A 19402-nucleotide genomic window follows, 5' to 3' on the forward strand; every position below is an offset into this window, starting at 1 on the left:
GGTTATTTCTTCTTCGGCAGCGGTGTCCATTTGTCCGGATCGAAGCCGCCGGTCTCGAAGACAAGCGTGGTTTCGCCGCGGCTGATCGTCACCACGTCGATGGTCAGCCGCTTGGTCCGGGCCAGGTCCTTGAGGAACGGCGCGTCGTTACGGAACAGCAACGCGGGTTCACCCGTCGGTGGCCGGAACGCCTTGATCGTCTTCGCCTTGCCGTCGAACGTCGCCTTCAGCGAGCAATCGCCCTTGCAGACGAAGCCCTTCCCGGTCGTGGCGTACAGGAAGACACTCTGCCCCCAGTCGGTATGCCGGCGAAGGATCAGGCGCACCGTCTGCTCGCCTGTCGGCCGCGAGGACTGGATAGTGGCCGTGCTCTGCGTACCACCCTGCATGGGCGAGGTCTGGTAAAGCCACAGCGCGGCGAGGCGGGCTTTCTCGCTGGCTGCCTTGTAGTTGGCCTCGAGTTCGTCGAGGCTCTTCTTCACTTCGGTCGCCGCGGGCGTGTCGGGGTACTTGTCGACGATTTCATGGCCCAGTTGTACCGCCGGGCCATCGTTGTGCAGCTTCAGCAGTTGCTGGTAGGTCTCCAGCTTCTTCCCGGCCTCCGCGGCCTGGTCGTTCGCGCTGGATACCGGCCCGGCGGCCTGCTGGTCCTGCGATGAGGAACACGCCGAGGCGAGGGCGGCCATGGCGAGGAGGACGGCGATACGGCGCATCATCTTGCGATTCCTGCTGGAAAGCCCCTAGCTTCGCCGCTCGATGCCGCCACTGGCAAGGCGCGGCGTAAAATGCGGGAGACGCCCCAAGGATCCTCCATGCCTTCGCCAACCACGGAAGCGGTCTCGCTCCTCCGCCATCGCGCCTTCCTGCAATTCTGGTTCGCCAAGAACGCCTCCAGCTTCGGTTTCCAGATGATGTCCGTCGCCGTCGGATGGCAGATCTACGAGCTGACCCACCGTGCGTTCGATCTCGGCTTGATCGGCCTTGCGCAGTTCGTGCCGTCGGTGCTGCTGGCGCTTCCGGCGGGCCATATCGCCGACCAGTTCGATCGGCGCCGCATCGTCACGGTATGCCAGGCGGTCGAATGGATCGCCATCGCCTTGCTGGCCGGGTTCAGCCTGGCCGGCCACCTGACCGAAACGGGCATCCTTGCGCTGGTCTTCGTCGTCAGCGTCGCCAAGGCTTTCGAATTCCCCGCGCTTCAGTCGATGCTGCCCGCGCTCGTTCCCGCCCACGTGCTTCCCCGCGCGATGGCCGCCAATGCCTCGGCGGGGCAGGCAGCGATGATCGCCGGACCTGCGCTCGGTGGCTTGCTCTACGTGGCTGGCGCCGCCACCGTCTACGGCGTCTCCGCGTTGCTCTACCTCGTGGCGCTGGCGTTGATGTCGCGCCTGGCCTACGACCACCTGCCACCGCGGCGCGAGCCCGCCACCCTCAAGACCCTGTTCGCCGGGGTGCACTTCATCCGCCGCCGGCCGGCGGTGTTCGGTGTGATCTCGCTCGACCTGTTCGCCGTGCTGCTCGGTGGTGCGACGGCCCTGCTGCCGATCTTCGCCAAGGACATCCTGCACACCGGCCCATGGGGCCTGGGCATCCTGCGCGCCGCGCCGGCGGTCGGCGCGTTGTTGATGTCGGTATGGCTGGCCCGGCATTCCCTGGAACGCCGGGTCGGGCCGATCATGTTCGGGTCGGTCGCGGGCTTCGGCGTCGCCACGCTCGTCTTCGCGCTCTCCACCACCCTCTGGCTGTCCGTGGTCGCGCTATTCGCCCTGGGGGCCTTCGACATGGTCAGCATGGTGATCCGTGGCGCGCTGGTGCAACTGGAGACGCCGGACGACATGCGCGGACGGGTGAGTGCGGTCAACGCCATCTTCGTGAACACTTCCAACCAGCTCGGCGAGTTCGAGTCCGGGCTGCTGGCGGCCGCCGTGGGCGCGGTGAACGCGACCTTGGTCGGCGGCATCGGCACGCTCGTGGTCGTGGGCTTATGGATATGGTGGTTCCCTTGCCTGCGCCGCCGGCAGGGACTGGTATCGGACCCGGAGCCGGTCGAGGGTGCCAGCGGAACGATCTGACATGGCGCCGGAAACGTGCTATTAGGTGGACGTCTATACCTCCAAAGGGTGAGGATCCACCATGAAGCGCTTGCTCGTCGCCGTCCTCGTCATGTTCGCCGCGCCGGCCTTCGCCGCGCATGAGACACCCGCCAGTCTCGATGCCGCGCTTGCCCAGGGCAAACGCGAGCACAAGCCGGTGTTGATCGATTTCCAGGCCGTGTGGTGCTACTCCTGCTACTACATGGCCAGCCATGTCCTCAACGGCAAGGAATGGGACGACCTCGAAAGCAAGGTCGTGTTCTACGAAGCCGACGCCGACAAGCCCGCCGACCAGGCATGGATGAAGAAGCTCAACGTCCACTTCCTGCCGACCTACGTGGCGATCGGGCCCGATGGCGAGGAACTCGGACGCATCCTCGCCGAACGGCCCCGTGACAAGTTCTATCCCGAGGTCGCGGCCCTCCTTTCCGGCGATGCGCGCCTGTCCAAGCAGAAGTCAGACGCGGCCAAGGGGTCGATGGCCGCGGTGGCCGACGTGCTGGATACCTACCAGCAGCGCTACCAGGGTAACGAGGGCATGGCCTGGTTCGACACCTTGCCGGCGATGGTGCGCAACGTGTCGGACAAAGACAAGCGCGTGGCGTTGGCCAAGCAACGCCTGCTCCTGCTGCAGGCGAAGGACCGCAAGGACGACAAGGGCATCGCCGAGGCCGCCACCAGGGTCCTCGCCGGCAACATCGGCTGCGAGCGTCCTTACGTGCTGGATGACCTCATCGGTGCCACCGAATCGCAGCATCCGGATTCCCGGCAATCGGCGCTCGCGCCACAACGGGCTCCCTACGAGCAATTCCTTGCCACACAGGTATTCACCGCCACCCCAGCCTGTGCCGACCAGCGCAGCGCGGTTCTGACGGCGGCGGACCTGGATGCGGCGCTTGGCGACCACGCCGCCGAACAGGCCGTGCTGCGCAGGGCGATCGACCTCAGCCGCGAAAAGCTGCATGGTGACCTCAAGAGCGACCGTAACCTGGCCGACAACCTGCGCGTGTACCTGGTCCGGGCGAAGGCGGGAGACGAACTGGATACCTTCGAGAAGCAGCTGATCGCGGCCTATCCGGACGACTACGTCTACAACTACCGCTACGGCCGCCGCCTCGTCGAGGGCGGCAAGCCCGCCGAGGGCCTTCCGTACCTCGACGCGGCATCGAAGAAGGCATATGGCGCCAACCGCTTCGCGGTCGCGACGTATCAGGTGAAAGCACTCCGTGCCCTGCATCGCGACGACGAAGCACGCAAGCGCGTTGCCGACACCGTCGCGGCGGAGGGCAAGGCGTTTCCCGAGCAGACAAAGAAATTGCAGGAAGCGTTGACCGCGGCGGGTTGACCGGTCCTCCGGTCGCCCATCGCGAAGCACCCCATTGAGCCACATCGCATCCCCGCTGCTAACCTGCGCACCCTTCCCTACCCGAAGCAGCCATGATCGTCATCCACCATCTCAACAACTCGCGGTCGCAGCGCGTGCTCTGGCTGCTCGAGGAACTCGGCCTGCCGTACGAACTCGTGCGCTACCAGCGCGACCCGAAGACGATGCTGGCCCCGAAAGAACTCCGCGCCATCCATCCCCTCGGCAAATCCCCCGTGCTGGTGGATGGTGACATCACCCTGGCCGAGTCCGGCGCGATCGTCGAATACCTGGTCGGACGCTACGGTGGCGGACAACTCAGGCCTGCCGCCGGTACGCCCGAAGCGCTTCGCTACAGCTATTTCCTGCACTACGCGGAGGGGTCCGCCATGCCCCCGCTGCTACTCAAGCTCGTGTTCATCCGCATGGAATCGGCTCCCGTGCCCTTCTTCGCCAAGCCCATCGCGCGCATGCTGGCGCGCGGTGCGCAGAAGGCTTTCGTCGACCCGCAGATCAAACTTCACCTCGACTACCTGGAGGACGAAATCGGCAGGACCGGCTGGTTCGCGGGCAACGAGTTCAGCGCGGCCGACATCCAGATGAGCTTCCCTCTCGAGGCCGCTTCCAGCCGCGCGGCGCTCGACGCCACCCGCCCGGGCCTGCACGGATTCCTCGAACGCATCCACGCCCGCCCCGCCTACCGCAAGGCCCTGGAACGCGGCGGTGACTACGATCTTGTCCCGGCACGGCCAGGCTGAATCCCTCCTCAACCCTGGCCCGCCTGTTTACACCACGCTCACGAGCCTAACCGCAAAGTCTTTACCGACAGCAACGCCCTAGAGGGAGCCATCCGATGAGCAGAAACCGCGAATTCGCGCGTCAGGTCGAGAGCGCCGTCAACGGTGTATCGGGTCGCGTCCGCCACTACGCCGACGAGGCCTCGGGCGTCGGCAACGACTTGCTCGAGCGCAGCCGCCGAGTCACGAACAAGTTCGCAAAACGCAACAGCATCAGTGGTCAGCGCATCCGCTACCTGGCCGAAGATGTTGCCGACGAAGCAACCTACCAATACCGCAAGCTGCGCAAGCAGGTGCGCCGCAACCCGGGCCTCACCATCGGCATCGCCGCGGCGGCGATCGGCACTTTCCTGCTGATCCGCCACGTGCTGCGCGACGACGATTGACACCTGTCGCCCGGGGTGGGAAAAGGCCGGGAGCGATCCCGGCTTTTTTTGTGAGAGCCGTTTCTTCGTGAGAAAGCCCGTTTCGTCTCGGTGGAGGAACCGCTTGGTGGACCCGCCATCTTCAGTTCACCGGATGCTGCTCGACCACCTTGTCCACATGCCATGTCACGCGTGACGCATCCCCGGGGGCCTCCTTCGCGTGCACCTCGGTGATCTTCAGCAAGTACTCGTTGCCTGGTTGCCAGTCGAAGCCTTCGATCGGCACGTAGGTCAGCTGCCAGGCGTCCGTGGCTTCTTCGCGGTACCGGAAGCACTCGGTCTTCATGACGCCGTTGGTGCACGGCGCCTTCGTCGCTGCGATGTACAACAGGCGGGAACGCGAACCGTGATCCGCCGGCGCCGTGGCGCATGCGGTCAGGCTCAAGGCGATGGCGGCAAGGAAGGCTAGGCGCATGGCATGGATCCGCAGGTGTCGACAGGTCGATGGATAACAGCATACCCATCGATGCCGTGTGATGCGAAAACGACGAAGGCCGGATCGCTCCGGCCTTCGTTCACGTTCCATCGTGCTGGCGGTCAGACCGTCAACGGGTTCGGCTTGTCCATGTCGAGCTTGTATTCCTTGATGGCCCGGCTGACGTCCTTGGCGTTGACCTTGCCGTCCTTCGCCAGGGCGGCGAGGGCCGCATGTGCGATCCAGTAGCGATCCACCTCGAAGTGGCTGCGCAGGTTTGCCCGCGTGTCGCTGCGACCGAAGCCGTCGGTGCCGAGCACCGTGTAACGCATGCCGTCCGGCATGAAGGCGCGGATCTGGTCGGCGAACTCGCGGACGTAGTCGGTGGCGGCGATGGCGGGGCCCTGGCGGTCCGCCAGCAAGCCGGTGACGTACGGTACGCGCTGCGGGCTTTCCGGATGCAGCCGGTTCCAACGCTCGGCGTCGAAACCTTCGCGGCGAACCTCCGAGAAGCTCGGCACCGACCAGATATCCGAGGACACGCCGAAATCCTTTTCCAGCAATTCGGCGGCCGCGATCACTTCGCGCAGGATCGTGCCCGATCCCATCAGCTGCACGCGCGGCTCGTTCTTCTTCGCTTTGCCACCGTCCTTGAACAGGTACATGCCCTTGACGATGCCTTCCTCGCTGCCCTTGGGCAGGTCGGGATGGGCATAGTTTTCGTTCATCACGGTGATGTAGTAGTAGACGTCTTCCTGCTCCTGCATCATGCGGCGGGTGCCGTCCTGCAGGATCACCGCCAGCTCGTAGGAGAAGGTCGGATCGTAGGAAATGACATTCGGGATGGCGCCGGAAAGCAGGTGCGAATGCCCGTCCTCGTGCTGCAGGCCCTCACCATTGAGCGTGGTGCGCCCCGAGGTGCCACCGATGAGGAAACCGCGCGCACGCATGTCGCCCGCCGCCCAGCACAAGTCGCCGATGCGTTGGAAACCGAACATCGAGTAATAGATGAAGAACGGCAGCATGGGCACGTTGCTGATGCTGTAGCTGGTGGCCGCGGCAAGCCAGGCGCTCATGCCGCCGGCTTCGCTGATGCCCTCCTGCAACACCTGGCCCTTCTGGTCCTCGCGGTAGTACAGCAGCTGGTCGGCGTCCTGCGGACGATACTTCTGGCCGAACGGCGCATAGATACCGATCTGGCGGAACATGCCTTCCATGCCGAACGTACGGGCTTCGTCGGCCACGATCGGGACGAGACGCGGACCGAGTTCCTTGTCGCGCAGCATGAGGTTCATGCCACGGACCAGGGCCATGGTCGTGGAGATCTCGCGATCGCCGGTGCCCTTGGTGATCTGCTCGAAAGCCTCGATGCCCGGTGCCTTGAACGACTGGTCGGCCTTGCGGCGGCGCTGCGGCAAGGAACCGCCGAGCGCGCGGCGGCGCTCCAGCATGTACTGCACTTCTTCCGAGTCCTTGCCCGGATGGTAGTAAGGCACTTCGTCCAGCTTGTCGTCGGGCACCGGGATGTTGAAACGATCGCGGAACGCGCGAATCGAATCGGTATCCATCTTCTTCTGGTTATGCGCGGGGTTCTGCGACTCGCCAGCCGCGCCCATGCCATAACCCTTCACCGTCTTGGCGAGGACGACGGTCGGCATGCCCTTGGTGTTCACCGCCGCGTGGTAGGCCGCATAGACCTTGTGCGGGTCGTGCCCGCCGCGGTTCAGGCGCCAGATGTCGTCGTCGGACATGTTGGCCACCAGCGCGGCCGTCTCCGGGTATTTACCGAAGAATTTCTCGCGCGTGTACGCGCCGCCGAAGGCCTTGCACGCCTGGTATTCGCCGTCGACGGTTTCCATCATCAGCTGGCGCAGCTTGCCGGTGGTGTCGCGGGCCAGGAGCGGGTCCCAGTAGCTGCCCCAGACGACCTTGATCGCGTTCCAGCCGGCACCACGGAAGACGCCTTCCAGTTCCTGGATGATCTTGCCGTTGCCACGGACCGGGCCATCGAGGCGCTGCAGGTTGCAGTTGATGACGAAGATGAGGTTGTCGAGGCCTTCGCGGCCGGCCAGCGAGATCGCGCCGAGCGACTCCGGCTCGTCCGACTCGCCGTCGCCCATGAAGCACCAGATCTTGCGGTCGCTCTTCGGGATCAGCCCGCGATGTTCCAGGTACTTCCAGAACTGCGCCTGGTAGATCGCCTGGATGGGGCCGAGGCCCATCGACACGGTCGGCACCTGCCAGTAATCCGGCATCAGGTAGGGATGCGGATAGGACGAGAGGCCGCGGCCCTTGCCTTCCACTTCCATGCGGAAGAGGTCGAGCTGGTCTTCGCCGATACGGCCTTCGAGGAAGGAGCGCGCGTAGACACCCGGCGCCGAATGGCCCTGGTGGAACACCAGGTCGCCCGGGTGGTCGGCACTCGGGGCGCGCCAGAAATGGTTGAAACCCACGTCGTACAGCGTGGCCGACGAGGCGAAGCTGGAGATGTGGCCGCCGAGGTCGCCGGGCTTGCGGTTGGCGCGCACGACGGTGGCCAGCGCGTTCCAGCGGATCAGCGAGCGGATGCGCCATTCGATCGCGGCATCGCCCGGGCTGCGCGCTTCCATGTGCGGCGGGATGGTGTTGACGTACTCCGTGGTCGGGTCGAACGGCAGGTAGCCGCCGGCGCGACGGGTGGAGTCGACCATGCGCTCCAGCAGGTAATGCGCGCGCTCGGTGCCATCGTGGTTGATGACGGCGTTGAGCGACTCGACCCATTCACGGGTTTCGGTGGGGTCGAGGTCCTGGTGAAGGATATCGTCGATCTGGTCCATGGATGCTCCGCTCGCGCGTGACGCGCGCTCATGGGGACTGAAGAAGGCCGCTGGGGTGGCGGGAAAACCTTTCCATGATAACTCAAGGTTTCCGCATACGCGGCGGTATGGGTGGTTTGGATCGTGGCAAGGCGTATTTTGGCAGGGGTTGGGCGAGTGGCCCGCTGCCGCGGGATCGCCGACAGGGTCGGCTCCCACCAGGACTTCCAAACTCAACCGAGGACGCCCCCCAGCTCACCGGTGCTTGGTGGGAGCCGACCCTGTCGGCGACAGCGCGGCAGCGCCGGCATCACCGGCTCACGAAGACCGCCCGACCGGCCGGAGCGCCACCGTACCCACCGGCATCCAGCCCGATCAATCAGTTACGACAGTCCGAGGCTTCCCCGCCCGGATCTGCGCCTCGACACAGGCCACCGAGGTCATGTTGACCACCCGGCGTACCGTGGCCTGCGGCGTGAGGATGTGGGCCGGCTTGGCCACGCCCATCAGGATCGGGCCGATGACCACCCCGTCGCAGAGCACGCGGACCATGTTGTAGGCGGTATTGGCGGCGTCGAGATTGGGAAAGACGAAGACGTTGGCCTTACCTTCCAGGCGCGAGTTCGGGAAGATCCGCTCGCGCAGCTCCGGTGTCAGCGCGACATCCGCCTGCATCTCGCCTTCGACCTCCAGTCGCGGGACTTTTTCCCGGATGATTTTCAGCGCATCGCGCATCTTCCGGGCACTGCGGGTCTCGCGGCCACCGAAGTTCGAATGCGAAAGCAAGGCGATCTTCGGTTGGATACCGAACAGCTTCAGGCGGATGGACGCCTGCAGGGTTGCCTCGGCGATCTGCTCGGCACTGGGGTCGTCCTGCACATAGGTGTCGAGGAAGAAGAACGTGCCCTTTTCCGTCGCCACGGCCGCCATCGCCGACGCCTCGGCGATGCCGTCGTCCAGGCCGATGATGTTGGTGATGTATTCGAGCTTGCTGTGATACGTGCCCACCAGCCCGCAGATCATCGCGTCGGCTTCGCCGCGCTCGACCATCAGCGCGGCGATCACGGTCGGCCGCGAACGCACCACCGCCTTCGCGGAGGCGGGAGTCACGCCCTGGCGTTCCATGATCGAGTGATAGAGGCGCCAGTAGTCCTCGAATCGCGGATCGGAATGGATGTTGCACATCTCGAAGTCCACGCCCGGCTTCAGGCGCAGGCCCGCACGCGCGATGCGGCGCTCGATGACGTCCGGCCGCCCCACCAGGATCGGCCTGGCCAGGCCCTCGTCCACCACCGTCTGCACGGCACGCAGCACGGTCTCTTCCTCACCCTCGGCGTACACCACGCGTTTGGGATCGGCCTTGGCCCGGTCGAACACCGGCTTCATCAACAAGCCCGTGCGAAAGACGAAACTGGTCAGTTTCTCGATGTAGGCAGGAAAATCCTCGATGGGCCGCGCGGCCACGCCGGAATCCATCGCGGCCCGGGCGATCGCCGGCGGCAACTGGATCAGGAGGCGAGGGTCGAACGGCTGCGGGATAAGGTATTCCGGTCCGAAGCTCGGCGGCTTGCCGCCATAGGCGCGTGCGCTCACATCGGAAGCCTCGCGGCGCGCCAGCTCCGCGATCGCCTTCACGCAGGCGACCTTCATCTGCTCGTTGATCACCGTGGCGCCGACATCGAGCGCACCACGGAACAGGTACGGGAAGCACAGCGCGTTGTTGACCTGGTTCGGATAATCCGACCGGCCCGTCGCCATGATGCAATCCGGGCGCACCGCCTTCGCGTCTTCCGGGAGGATCTCCGGATTGGGATTGGCCAGCGCGAAGATGATCGGCCGCGCGGCCATCGTCGCGACCATCTCCGGCTTCAGGATGCCTCCGGCGGACAGGCCCAGGAAGATGTCGGCACCCTCGACGATCTCGGCCAGCGTGCGCTTGTCGGTGTCGCGCGCATAACGCTGCTTGTCCGGGTCCAGGTCCGTACGGCCGGTGTGCAGGACGCCGTCCCGATCGAACGCGAGGATGTTTTCCTTCCTCATGCCCAGCGTCACCAGCATGTCGACGCAGGAGATGCCCGCGGCGCCCATGCCGGTGGTGGCGAGCTTCACGTCCTCGATCTTCTTGCCGGTGACCAGCAGCGCGTTGATGACGGCGGCGCCCACGATGATCGCGGTGCCGTGCTGGTCGTCGTGGAAGACCGGGATCTTCATCCGCTCGCGCAGCTTGCGCTCGACGATGAAGCACTCCGGCGCCTTGATGTCCTCGAGGTTGATGCCGCCGAAGGTCGGTTCGAGGCTGGCGATGATCTCCACCAGCTTGTCCGGATCCGCCTCGTCGATCTCGATGTCGAACACGTCGATGCCGGCGAACTTCTGGAACAGCACGCCCTTGCCTTCCATCACCGGCTTGCTGGCCAGAGCGCCGATATTGCCGAGCCCCAGCACCGCCGTGCCATTGGAAATCACCGCGACAAGGTTGGACCGCGCCGTGAGTTCGGCGGCCTCGCCGGGATCGGCGACGATGGCATCGCACGCGGCGGCCACGCCGGGCGAATACGCGAGAGAGAGATCGCGCTGCGTCAGCAGCGAGGTGGTCGGCGTGACCTTGATCTTGCCCGGTCGGGGAAGGCGGTGATATTCGAGAGCGGCTTGCCTCAGTTCCTCGGAGATGGCCATGGGATCCTGTGGGACGTAACGGGAAAAAGGAAGGCGGACGCGGCGGCGGCGCCGCGACGTAAGCGCTCATGTTAGCACCGCGCCATGCGGTCTCCGCCGTCAGCGGTGTGTTGCATTGCGACAAGCAGTGATACCGATTCCGACCTATCAGCGGCATGCCTGCCTGCATTGCCCGGCCGTGCGCCTGCGTACGCTCGGTGACCTTTCGCCACGCAGGGACCGCCATGCTTCGCCTCACGTTCGTTCGCGCCGCGCTCGCAGGTGCCGTCCTTTGCATACCCACGGCCGGACGGGCCGTGGCGGACGTCTCGACGCTTGCGGACCTCAGGAAGCAGCTGGCTCGCCTGCCGATGGATGGCGAAACGGCGACGTCCGTACACCTCCCGCTGGGCGACGGCCGGCACGGCCTGTTTCGTGTGCGCGACTCGAAGACACTGCCGCCCGCGTTGGCGGCGAAGTTTCCCGGCTTGCGCAGTTTTCGCGGCATCGACGCCGATGGAAGGACGGTCCGGCTCGACCTTTCCCCGGGTGGCGTGAGGATGAGCGTGCGGGACGGACCACATGAATGGACGACACGCGCACGCACGGCGGCGGAGTGGCGCGCATTGCCGCTACATGGTGCCGTCGCACCCTCGTTCGCGACCGCGGCTGCGGACGCCCATTCCCTGCCACGTCACGCCGCCGGGGATCGCTCCGCCTCGCGTGGAGGCGGCATACGTTACGACTTCCGCATCGCGGTGGCTGCCAGCAGCCGCTACGCGGCCCATTTCGGCGGCACGACGAAGGGAGCCCTCGCGGAAATCGTCCACGTGGTGAACCAGGCGAACGAGGTGTTCGAGACGGACGTGGGCGTGCATTTCACCCTGGTCGCGGACAACGACAGGCTGATCCGCCCCCAGCCGTCCCGCGATCCGTTCAGGCACGAAGATCCCGGTCCCGCGGCCGCCAACCTGATCGACCGGGAAATCGGTGCGGGAAACTACGATATCGGCCACGCCCTCACCGACTACACCGGCGGAGAAAGCCACGTCGGCACCTCTTGCAGCGATGCACGCGACGCCGATTTCCTCGCCACGCACAAAGCGGCCGCCTGGAGCGGACACGCCCATCCCGAGACCGCCATTTCCGAAGCCGTCGGCTTCATGATCCATGTCCTCGGCCGCCAGCTGGGCGCCTGGCCAACGGCCGGCGGATGCCCCGACACCACGCTCGAGGGCCGGGCGTTCGAACCGGGCAGCGGCAGCACCGCGATGGGCTTCGCACCGTCCATCTGCGGGCACGGCGGCCCGCTCCAGGCGCACGCCGACCGTTACTTCCACGCGGCCAACCTGGAGCAGATGCAGGACTGGCTGGCATCGCGCGGGGGAAGCTGTGCATTACGGTCGATCAACCCCGCCAGCGCGGCGTGGATCGACCCGGCCTCGCTGGCCGGGCAAGCGGTCATCCCCGCGCGTACACCGTTCGTTCTGGACGCGCGGGTCGAGCCGGTCACGGAGGGCCTGCGACTAAGCTACGCGTGGGAGCAGATGGACGCCTCCATCGGTCGCCGCGACATGCTGGCAGGGCACGAGGACGGACCTCTTTTCCGTTCGTTTCCACCCATGCCGACCGGACGGAGGGTGTTCCCAAGGATGGCGGTGGTGCTCGGCGACGAACCGGCCGGACCCGGCGAGGCCTATCCAACAGCCACGCGCTCGCTGAACTTCCGCCTCACGGTTCGCGACAACGGCGGAGAAGCATCGACGATCGCCCATGCCGACACGCGCCTGCTGGTCGTCGATACCGGCAGGCCGTTCGCGGTACTCGACGACGGCTCGTCGCAAGCCGCATTCGCTGGGAGATCCATGGCCCTGCGCTGGGATGCCGCCGACACGGATCTGGCGCCGGTTTCCTGCCACTTCGTATCGATCGATCTCTCGCTCGACGACGGCCGCACATGGCTGACGCCCGCACTCGCCGTCGACGAACCGAACGATGGTGAGGCATGGATCGCGTTGCCGCCGGATGCAGCCAGCGAGCGAGCCCGCCTGCGGGTGAGCTGTGACTGGCGCCCGTTCTTCGCCGTCTCGCCTCGGCCCTTCGCCATCCGGCGTATCGCAAGCCACTGACGCGCCGGACAGGAATCGGCCTACAGATCGCGGGGTGGCAATCAGGTCTCATGAGTCGCCCCACGACGTCGAGTGCCTCCCCGAAAGGATTCCCCATGCGCAAGTACCGCCCCCTACCCCTCGCCATCACCGCCCTCTTGGCTACCGTCGCCGTCGACGATGCCCTGGCGCGCGAACTGTGGAGCGACGCCGCGACACCGCTCGCCGCCAGCACCACGCGCAACGCAACCATGCAGCCCGCGAAATTCCGGCGTGTCACATTGGACGCCCACACACTGGCCGAGAGCACCCGCGCATCGCGCGGCTCCGCCCGGCGTGTCGTTGCACTGCCCTTGCCGGGCGGCGGCACGACCGACTTCGAACTCGAAGACTCCGCCGTGCTGCCGCCCGGGCTCGCGGCGCGTTTTCCCGCGCTTGGCAGCCTGAAGGGCCACGACGACGACGGCCGCCGGGTACGACTCGACATCACAGCCGACGGGCTATACGCCTCGGTCCGCGACCGCGAGGGCGACTGGATGGTCCAGCCGGAAGCGGCGGGGAGGCATTCGGGGCGCTCGTCGGCTCGGTCGCATATCGTCTTCCGACGTGCCGACGCGCCAGCGACCCAGAGACACGAGCATGACGACATGATCGACGCCGCCGCAGCTTTGCCGCAGGCGGCCACAGCCCGGGGTAGCGCCACCGCCGTCCTGCGTACGTTCCGCATCGCGATGTCGGCCACCCATTCCTACACGAAACACATGGGCGGCACGGTGGAAGACGGGCTTGCCGGCATCGTCCGCACCGTCAACCGGATCAACGAAATTTTCGAGAACGACCTCGGCGTGCACCTCGTGCTCACCGAGGGAAACGACCGGCTCGTGTTCACCGAAGCCCATGCCGATCCCTTCTCCAAGGTGGCCGGAAACGACTGGAAGATGGCACTGCACAACGTGAAGGTCGTCGAAGATCTGATCGGCAAGGACGCCTTCGATGTCGGGCATGTCATGGACGGTCAACGGGACGCCGGGGTGGCCGGGGCCATCGGCAATACCTGCCAGTCATGGTCAGGGAAGCATGCGGAACGCCAGCACTCGAAGGCAGCGGGCATGACGGGGAGCACGCGCCCCTTCGAGGATGCCTTCCACGTGGACTTCGTCGCCCACGAACTCGGCCACCAGTTCGGCGCAAGGCATACGTTCAATGGTTGCAACAAGGATGCACGTGACGAGGGCAGCGCCGTCGCTCCTGGCAGCGGCTCGACCGTGATGGGATACGCCGGCATTTGCGGCGCGCACGACCTCCAACCGCGCAGCGACCCGTACTTCCATGGCACCAGCATCGATCAGGTCCAGTCATGGCTCGCAAGTACCGGGGGGGCTTGTGCCAAGGCCCGCGTGAACACGTCGCCCGCGCCCTTGCTGGATACCCAGGGCTGGCACCGCCCGCTGGTCGTACCTGCACGCACGCCGTTCCGGCTCACGGGGCTGGCCCGGTTCGCCGACCCGGCAGCGCGTATGACCTACACCTTCGAGCAAACGGACCTCGGCGACATGCAGGAGACGGAAGATACCCTTGCGGATACAGGCTCCGGGCCGTTGTTCCGCTCACGAATGCCGCATACGGAAGGTGAGCAGACCTTTCCTTCGATGTCCGTCCTGCTCGGCGAGGAACCTGTCGGACGCGGTGACGCGTTTCCCGAGACCTCGCGCGAGCTCCGCTTCCGCCTGACTGCCAGGGACAACCGGGATTTCCGCTCCCATGTCGTCTCCGCGGATCGCACCGTACGCGTCGTCGATACCGGCAAGCCGTTCGAGGTGACCTTGCCGAAGGCGGGCGCCATTCTTCAACGTGGCAAGGCACGGCAGGTTCGATGGGAAGTCGCCGGCACCGTCGGCGCCCCGGTCTCGTGCAGCCGGGTGCAGATCGACCTCTCTCTGGATGGAGGGCGTAACTTCCTGGATGTATCGCTGGCGGACGAGGTCCCGAACAAGGGCCGTGCGACCATCACGGTACCCGACAGCGTGCCCACGTCACGCCACGCACGCTTGCGCGTAGGCTGCGCCGATGGCCGGTTCTTCGCCCTGTCTCCCGGCGAACTCACCCTCCGCTAGTCCGGACATCAAAGGCCGAGGGAGATTTCCTCGGCCTCGACGCCAGCCATGTGGATATGATTCACGAACAGCGAGAAAGCGAGTTTTCCGGCGAGCCCGTGCACGTGTTGCATCCATGGTGGCAGGTAACGCGGTGCAACGATGTCTCCGCTTTCGAAGTGCGCTTCGAGACTCATGACATCATGCAACGCGAGCTTTCCTGCGAACAGGTTGCGCAGGAGATCCAGGCGTCGCTGGCGCAGCGCCCAGCGGAAGAACGTGTGCACCGCGAGCAAGCCACTCAGATACACATTGTCCTTGGCGAACGCCGATCCACCCGTGAGCGGCACGCCACGGAAGACACGTTGCGTCGAATGGAAACTGTCCGCCACGTTTTGCCCGCAATCGCGGAAGTAGCGGAACACGTCGACGAAATCGGCACCGTTGAGTGCCATGTCGATAGCGAGGATGCGCAGGCTGATGCGTTTCAATCGCGATATGTCGATCGCTCCCGACATCAACTCGGCAAAGACAGCCAGCCCTTCCTGCGTCGCCGTCACTCGTGGCGATGTACGCGCCAGCGACGCGAGCACCGGTTGCTCGCGTCCGTTCAACGCGGTCAGTGAATGAACGAAGGCCTCGTGCGCCAGCAACTGATGGCGATCGTATTCGGTGAAACGCACGCCCCCACGAAGACGAATCCGCGTGGCACCCGCCGCGGCCTTCGCCGTGAGCTCGGGATCGACTTCCACGGAAATGGTACCCGGAGCGAAGAAGGCATCCAGCCGCTCCGACATGTCCTGCCGCAATTCCTCGGCGGGAATGCTGCCGGTTGCATCTTCCGTGTCCAGGTCCGCACCCAGTTCGTCCGCCAGGTTCACGAAGTACCGGGCGGCGTCCAGGTTGCTCCGGTTGCTGCCCGGAATGGCGTCCCCGGGCTTGCCGTAGAGGGCAATGGAGGCTTCGGTCACGCCGTTCGTGCCGGCCGCGTCCAGCATGAGGGTGGCGATCCGCCAGGATTCAACCGTGCGCCGCAGGTATTCGGCGATCGGATGGTCCTCGTCGACCTCCGCCTCGATCGCCTCGAGTTCCGCCCGGGTTTCGCCGAGATCCGGCGGGCGGTAGCGAATGTCGGGGATCGACAGGCGCCCGGCACCGAACTCCGCGATCAGGCGCTCTTCCACCGAAGCGGGCCAGGAGATCGTGGCCAGGATGCGAATGGCACGGACCGCGGCGAGAAGGCGCTGGTCGAGCGCCGCGTAGCGCCGCATCTCGGCCGAAAGGTGGGATGGGGCGGCGTGAGCATGCATGGGCCCGGATTATAGGCCGATCGACCTGCCCGGCCGCACCGGATCAACGCGACGAAATGTATTTTTCGCGACGGATCTGCTGGACGGCCAGTCCGTGCTCCTTGAGGGCGGCGAATGCGGCATCGACCATGTTCGGATTGCCGCAGAGGTAGGCGATGTCGGTTTCACCGGACGGCTCCAGTTCGGCCAGCATGTCCTGCACATAGCCCAGGCGGTCGTGCGGTCGTGGATTCGGCCGGGCGCCGCGCGACAGGCACGGGTGGAAGGTGAAGCCCTCGTGGGTCCGGGCGAAGGCCTCGAACTCCTCCCCATAAAGCAGCTCCCCTTCGTTGCGTGCACCGTAGAGGAGCATGAACCGGCAGCCCCGGCTGGCCATCAGGGCCTCCATCTGGGGCAACATGGCACGGTACGGGGTCACGCCGGTACCGGTCGCGATCAGGATATAGCGCTGGTTCCGGTCCGCCTCCATCAGGCAAAAACGGCCGTACGGGCCGCTGGCATCGATCGTGCCGCCCTGCTCCAGCTCGCCCAGCAGCTTGGTCGCGGCGCCTCCATCGACATAGCTCACCGCAATCTCGATCCGCTCCACCGGGCCGCTGCCGTCGCCCACCGTACCGACCGAATAGCTGCGTTTGGTCGGTTTGCCGTCGTCGTAGTGGAAGTGCACCTGCAGGAACTGGCCCGGTACGAAGGCCAGCGGCTGGCCATCCACCCGCTCGAAGGACAGGTGCCGCACGGTGGGCGCGAGCATGAAGCTGTCGGCGAGGCGGAGCTGGAATTGTTCGGCCATGGAAAGTCTCTGTTGACGCCGGGGAACGAGGCGGCCCGGCAAAGCCCGGTATAATAGGCGGCTTGTCATCCCGGCGCAGCCCATGACCACTCCCGCATTACACGTCAACGATTTACGCAAGACCTACGGCAACGGCGTGGAAGCCCTCAAGGGTATCTCCCTCACCGTCCAGCCGGGCGATTTCTTCGCCCTGCTCGGCCCCAACGGCGCCGGCAAGTCGACCCTGATCGGCATCCTCTCCTCCCTCGTGAACGCCTCGTCGGGCGATGCCGAGGTCTTTGGGGTGTCCATCCACAAGAACCGCAGCGAGGCCATGCGGCTGATCGGCCTGGTTCCCCAGGAGATCAATTTCAACCAGTTCGAGAAACCCTTCGATATCTGCGTGAACCAGGCCGGGTTCTACGGCATCGGCCGTGCCGAAGCGTCGGTCCGCGCAGAGAAGTACCTGAAGGAGCTCCGCCTGTGGGACAAGGCGCATCACCAGGCGCGGATGCTTTCCGGCGGTATGAAGCGCCGCCTGATGATCGCCCGCGCCATGATGAACGAGCCGAAGCTGCTGATCCTCGACGAGCCGACGGCGGGCGTCGATATCGAGATCCGCCGCTCGATGTGGCAGTTCGTCAGCGGCATCAACGCCGCCGGCACGACCGTGATCCTCACCACGCACTATCTCGAGGAAGCGGAACAGCTTTGCCGCAACATCGCGATCATCGACCATGGACGCATCGTGCAGAACACCACCATGAAGAGCCTGCTCGCCACGCTCGATGTGGAAACCTTCGTTCTCGACGTGTCGAGCGTACCCACCTCGCTTCCGGTCCTGCCTGGCGTCGTGCTGCGCGGCATGGACGACCACACCATCGAAGCCGAAATGTCCCGGGCGCACGATCTCAACTCCCTGTTCGCCGCGCTGTCGACGCACGGCGTCACCGTCACTTCCATGCGCAACAAGACCAACCGCCTCGAGGAACTGTTCGTCCGTCTGGTCGAGCACGGCAGGGAGAACGCGGCATGAGCGGCTCGGCCAACCTCGTCGCCCTGGGCACCATCGTCCGCCGCGAAATCATGCGCATCATGCGCATCTGGACCCAGACCCTGATTCCGCCAGCCATCACGATGACGCTGTACTTCGTCATCTTCGGCAAGCTGATCGGCAGCCGCATCGGCCAGATGCATGGCTTCACCTATATGCAATACATCGTGCCCGGCCTGGTCATGATGAGCATCATCACCAATAGCTACGGCAACATCTCCTCGTCGTTCTTCGGTGCCAAGTTCGGCCGCTTCGTGGAGGAAATGCTGGTATCGCCGATGCCCAACTGGGTGATCCTGCTCGGCTACGTGATCGGTGCCGTCACCCGCGGCGTCATCGTCGGCGCCCTCGTGCTGGTCATAGCGCTGTTCTTCACCGACCTGCACGTGGCCCATCCCATCACCACTTTCGTCTCGGTCGTGCTGGGCGCCACCGTGTTCTCGCTCGCCGGCTTCGTCAACGCCGTGTTCGCCAAGAAGTTCGACGACATCGCCCTGGTGCCGACCTTCGTGCTCACACCCCTGACCTACCTTGGCGGCGTGTTCTACTCGGTGGACCTGCTCGGCGAACCGTGGCGCAGCATCTCGCTGGTCAACCCCATCCTGTACATGGTCAACGCCTTCCGCTTCGGCGTGCTTGGCGTCAGCGACGTACCCATCGTCACGGCCTTCGTGGTGATGCTCGTGTTCGTCGTAGGCCTGTCCGCGATCGCGCTGCGACTGCTCAGCCGCGGCGTGGGCCTGCGCTCCTAAGCGCATGCGGGTCAACAAGTACATCAGCGAAGCGGGAATCTGTTCGCGCCGCGAGGCCGACGAACTGCTCGTCGCCGGCCGCGTCACGATCAACGACGAGATCGTCGGCATGGGCGCCAAGGCGCTCGATGGCGATGTCGTGAAGGTGGACGGTGAAGTGGTGGTGGCGCGCACCCTCGTCGCCAGCCCCGTCAAGAGCCGCGGCGTGTATATCGCCTTGAACAAACCCGTGGGAATCACCTGCACGACGGACACCACGGTCGACGGCAACATCGTCGACTTCGTCGATCATCCGCAGCGCATCTTTCCCATCGGGCGGCTCGACAAGGATTCGGAAGGGCTGATCCTGCTGACCAGCAACGGCGACATCGTCAATGAGATCCTGCGCGCGGAGAATCACCATGAGAAGGAGTACCTGGTAGCGGTCAACAAAGCCGTCACCGAGGAATTCCTGAAGGGGATGGCCAAGGGCGTGCGTATCCACGGCCAGATGACCCGGCCCTGCAAGGTCCGGAAGATCGCGAAGTTCGGCTTCGCGATCATTCTCACGCAGGGCCTCAACCGGCAGATACGGCTGATGGCCGCCGAGTTCGGCTATCGCGTGACCCAGCTGCGCCGTGTGCGCGTCATCAATGTGAAGCTCGGCCACCTGAAGCCGGGGCAGTGGCGAAACCTGACCGAGGTCGAACTTCGCGGCCTTTTACCGCAACGCACACAATGGTGATCGGCGGCGGCCGGGATCGAGACACGTACAAGTCCCGCCCAGGCCTACG

General features: G+C 65.4%; 15 protein-coding genes. 9 read left to right on the forward strand and 6 right to left on the reverse strand.

Annotated features, from left to right (window positions below):
* Nucleotides 1-2 precede the first annotated feature (2 nt).
* On the reverse strand, nt 3-716 hold the full coding sequence (locus tag J2T07_RS16030; protein ID WP_306851176.1) for a hypothetical protein: 714 nt from the start codon (nt 714-716) through the stop codon (nt 3-5).
* A gap of 96 nt (nt 717-812) precedes the next feature.
* Between J2T07_RS16030 and J2T07_RS16035 the strand changes: the two genes are divergently transcribed.
* The 4 genes from J2T07_RS16035 (at nt 813) to J2T07_RS16050 (ending at nt 4639) form a co-directional block, all read left to right on the forward strand.
* A complete protein-coding gene (locus J2T07_RS16035; protein WP_306851178.1) occupies nt 813-2072 on the forward strand; it encodes an MFS transporter in 1260 nt (419 codons plus the stop codon).
* Between the two features lie 61 nt (nt 2073-2133).
* Nucleotides 2134-3438 carry a thioredoxin family protein gene (locus J2T07_RS16040; protein WP_306851181.1) on the forward strand — a complete coding sequence of 435 codons (1305 nt, stop codon included), beginning with the start codon at nt 2134-2136 and terminating at the stop codon, nt 3436-3438.
* Nucleotides 3439-3530: 92 nt separating this feature from the next.
* On the forward strand, nt 3531-4214 hold the full coding sequence (locus tag J2T07_RS16045) for a glutathione S-transferase (RefSeq protein ID WP_306851183.1): 684 nt from the start codon (nt 3531-3533) through the stop codon (nt 4212-4214).
* A gap of 95 nt (nt 4215-4309) precedes the next feature.
* Nucleotides 4310-4639, forward strand: a complete 330-nt coding sequence (locus tag J2T07_RS16050; RefSeq protein WP_306851185.1) for a hypothetical protein — start codon at nt 4310-4312, stop codon at nt 4637-4639.
* Nucleotides 4640-4760: 121 nt separating this feature from the next.
* On the opposite strand, the gene J2T07_RS16055 is transcribed toward J2T07_RS16050, so the two are convergent.
* The 3 genes from J2T07_RS16055 to J2T07_RS16065 all read right to left on the reverse strand — a co-directional run bounded on the left by J2T07_RS16055 (nt 4761) and on the right by J2T07_RS16065 (nt 10564).
* Nucleotides 4761-5093 carry a DUF4377 domain-containing protein gene (locus J2T07_RS16055; RefSeq protein ID WP_306851187.1) on the reverse strand — a complete coding sequence of 111 codons (333 nt, stop codon included), beginning with the start codon at nt 5091-5093 and terminating at the stop codon, nt 4761-4763.
* A 122-nt stretch (nt 5094-5215) separates the two neighbouring features.
* Nucleotides 5216-7909 carry a pyruvate dehydrogenase (acetyl-transferring), homodimeric type gene (gene aceE / locus J2T07_RS16060; RefSeq protein WP_306851189.1) on the reverse strand — a complete coding sequence of 898 codons (2694 nt, stop codon included), beginning with the start codon at nt 7907-7909 and terminating at the stop codon, nt 5216-5218.
* A 354-nt stretch (nt 7910-8263) separates the two neighbouring features.
* The gene (locus J2T07_RS16065; RefSeq protein WP_306851191.1) at nt 8264-10564 is read right to left on the reverse strand and encodes an NADP-dependent malic enzyme; all 2301 of its coding nucleotides are present in this window, start codon (nt 10562-10564) and stop codon (nt 8264-8266) included.
* Nucleotides 10565-10788: 224 nt separating this feature from the next.
* Here J2T07_RS16065 and J2T07_RS16070 point away from each other — a divergent pair, with 224 nt between their 5' ends.
* Nucleotides 10789-12672, forward strand: coding sequence for a reprolysin-like metallopeptidase (locus J2T07_RS16070; RefSeq protein ID WP_306851193.1), 1884 nt, complete (start codon nt 10789-10791; stop codon nt 12670-12672).
* Between the two features lie 95 nt (nt 12673-12767).
* Nucleotides 12768-14765 carry a reprolysin-like metallopeptidase gene (locus J2T07_RS16075; RefSeq protein WP_306851195.1) on the forward strand — a complete coding sequence of 666 codons (1998 nt, stop codon included), beginning with the start codon at nt 12768-12770 and terminating at the stop codon, nt 14763-14765.
* A gap of 8 nt (nt 14766-14773) precedes the next feature.
* Here J2T07_RS16075 and J2T07_RS16080 read toward each other — a convergent pair whose 3' ends face one another.
* Both J2T07_RS16080 and J2T07_RS16085 read right to left on the reverse strand, forming a co-directional pair.
* Nucleotides 14774-16054, reverse strand: coding sequence for a flavohemoglobin expression-modulating QEGLA motif protein (locus J2T07_RS16080; RefSeq protein ID WP_306851196.1), 1281 nt, complete (start codon nt 16052-16054; stop codon nt 14774-14776).
* 43 nt (nt 16055-16097) lie between these two features.
* A complete protein-coding gene (locus J2T07_RS16085) occupies nt 16098-16844 on the reverse strand; it encodes an FAD-binding oxidoreductase (protein WP_306851197.1) in 747 nt (248 codons plus the stop codon).
* A gap of 82 nt (nt 16845-16926) precedes the next feature.
* Here J2T07_RS16085 and J2T07_RS16090 point away from each other — a divergent pair, with 82 nt between their 5' ends.
* From J2T07_RS16090 to J2T07_RS16100, 3 genes are read left to right on the forward strand one after another with little or no spacing between them, the layout of a single operon-like run.
* Nucleotides 16927-17859 carry an ABC transporter ATP-binding protein gene (locus J2T07_RS16090; protein WP_306851198.1) on the forward strand — a complete coding sequence of 311 codons (933 nt, stop codon included), beginning with the start codon at nt 16927-16929 and terminating at the stop codon, nt 17857-17859.
* Nucleotides 17856-18629 (forward strand): ABC transporter permease, encoded by a 774-nt coding sequence (locus J2T07_RS16095; protein ID WP_306851199.1) that lies wholly within the window; start codon nt 17856-17858, stop codon nt 18627-18629. The genes J2T07_RS16090 and J2T07_RS16095 overlap by 4 nt, the downstream gene beginning before the upstream one ends.
* A gap of 4 nt (nt 18630-18633) precedes the next feature.
* Complete coding sequence (locus J2T07_RS16100) at nt 18634-19353, forward strand: pseudouridine synthase (protein ID WP_306851201.1); 720 nt, start codon at nt 18634-18636, stop codon at nt 19351-19353.
* Nucleotides 19354-19402: the final 49 nt, after the last annotated feature.

This window comes from Luteibacter jiangsuensis, from assembly GCF_030812295.1.
Taxonomy (GTDB): domain Bacteria; phylum Pseudomonadota; class Gammaproteobacteria; order Xanthomonadales; family Rhodanobacteraceae; genus Luteibacter; species Luteibacter jiangsuensis_A.

Excerpts from the sequence above, each read along its gene's own strand:
- J2T07_RS16030 (WP_306851176.1), bottom strand. The coding sequence starts at position 716 with ATGATGCGCCGTATCGCCGTCCTCCTCGCCATGGCCGCCCTCGCCTCG.
- J2T07_RS16035 (WP_306851178.1), top strand. The coding sequence starts at position 813 with ATGCCTTCGCCAACCACGGAAGCGGTCTCGCTCCTCCGCCATCGCGCC.
- J2T07_RS16040 (WP_306851181.1), top strand. The coding sequence starts at position 2,134 with ATGAAGCGCTTGCTCGTCGCCGTCCTCGTCATGTTCGCCGCGCCGGCC.
- J2T07_RS16045 (WP_306851183.1), top strand. The coding sequence starts at position 3,531 with ATGATCGTCATCCACCATCTCAACAACTCGCGGTCGCAGCGCGTGCTC.
- J2T07_RS16050 (WP_306851185.1), top strand. The coding sequence starts at position 4,310 with ATGAGCAGAAACCGCGAATTCGCGCGTCAGGTCGAGAGCGCCGTCAAC.
- J2T07_RS16055 (WP_306851187.1), bottom strand. The coding sequence starts at position 5,093 with ATGCGCCTAGCCTTCCTTGCCGCCATCGCCTTGAGCCTGACCGCATGC.
- aceE (WP_306851189.1), bottom strand. The coding sequence starts at position 7,909 with ATGGACCAGATCGACGATATCCTTCACCAGGACCTCGACCCCACCGAA.
- J2T07_RS16065 (WP_306851191.1), bottom strand. The coding sequence starts at position 10,564 with ATGGCCATCTCCGAGGAACTGAGGCAAGCCGCTCTCGAATATCACCGC.
- J2T07_RS16070 (WP_306851193.1), top strand. The coding sequence starts at position 10,789 with ATGCTTCGCCTCACGTTCGTTCGCGCCGCGCTCGCAGGTGCCGTCCTT.
- J2T07_RS16075 (WP_306851195.1), top strand. The coding sequence starts at position 12,768 with ATGCGCAAGTACCGCCCCCTACCCCTCGCCATCACCGCCCTCTTGGCT.
- J2T07_RS16080 (WP_306851196.1), bottom strand. The coding sequence starts at position 16,054 with ATGCATGCTCACGCCGCCCCATCCCACCTTTCGGCCGAGATGCGGCGC.
- J2T07_RS16085 (WP_306851197.1), bottom strand. The coding sequence starts at position 16,844 with ATGGCCGAACAATTCCAGCTCCGCCTCGCCGACAGCTTCATGCTCGCG.
- J2T07_RS16090 (WP_306851198.1), top strand. The coding sequence starts at position 16,927 with ATGACCACTCCCGCATTACACGTCAACGATTTACGCAAGACCTACGGC.
- J2T07_RS16095 (WP_306851199.1), top strand. The coding sequence starts at position 17,856 with ATGAGCGGCTCGGCCAACCTCGTCGCCCTGGGCACCATCGTCCGCCGC.
- J2T07_RS16100 (WP_306851201.1), top strand. The coding sequence starts at position 18,634 with ATGCGGGTCAACAAGTACATCAGCGAAGCGGGAATCTGTTCGCGCCGC.